At 50.1% G+C, this 789-nt stretch carries 2 pseudogenes; one reads left to right on the top strand and one right to left on the bottom strand.

Annotated features, from left to right (window positions below):
• A pseudogene (locus DQW77_RS17935) lies at positions 1-131 on the top strand (IS481 family transposase); the annotation flags it as partial.
• A gap of 530 nt (positions 132-661) precedes the next feature.
• On the opposite strand, the pseudogene DQW77_RS17940 reads toward DQW77_RS17935, so the two are convergent.
• Positions 662-789: pseudogene (locus tag DQW77_RS17940) on the bottom strand (IS481 family transposase); the annotation flags it as partial.

The following is a 789-nucleotide window of genomic DNA, read 5'->3' on the forward strand; positions in this document are numbered from 1 at the left end:
TCTACAACCAGCAGCTCCCGCAATCAGCCCTGGGCAGCAAGACGCCCTTGCAGGCGATGAAAGACTGGCACAAACTCAAGCCCGACCTGTTCAGGAAACGGCCATACTACCTTCCGGGATCCGACAGATAGCTCCGGGATTGTGGAATAGCCTGCCTTGATGGCGTCTGATCCCTCTGCGCATGGCTCATCGAGTTGCACCATGATGAATTTTCGATTGCCGCCGTCCCGAGAATTTAGCTGCATGATGGCCTGCGCGGATGAACACGAGCCGGCGAAAAAGTCCATGAATATGAATTCTTTGTCTTCGCTGTCGTTCACTACGAACGATGCAAAGTATTCAATCAACTTTGTTGGCTTTGGGAAACCAAAGACGGGCGTCTCGAAAAGCTCCTTTATTTCCTTGGTTCCATCTTGATTAAACGGCCCATTCAGAAGTGAAACTGGCTTTCCAAGCCGCTCTACCCCATTCTCATCACGCAAATATTGCTTCGATCGAACACTATATTTTCCGTTTCTTTCATTAATTACGATCTCACCGCGCGCATATGCTTTTTCAAATCTATCCTTCGACCAAATCCATTGCTTTTCTGGCCATATCTCTTTCCCCTCATGCAGAATTGGATAACGGAGATTTTGCCGTTCATCCTTGCTGTTAGTGGCTAGGTGTCGGATCCCGGAAGGTAGTATGGCCGTTTCCTGAACAGGTCGGGCTTGAGTTTGTGCCAGTCTTTCATCGCCTGCAAGGGCGTCTTGCTGCCCAGGGCTGATTGCGGGAGCTGCTGGTTGT

It is taken from the genome of Roseovarius sp. TE539, assembly GCF_003298505.1.
Taxonomy (GTDB): domain Bacteria; phylum Pseudomonadota; class Alphaproteobacteria; order Rhodobacterales; family Rhodobacteraceae; genus Roseovarius.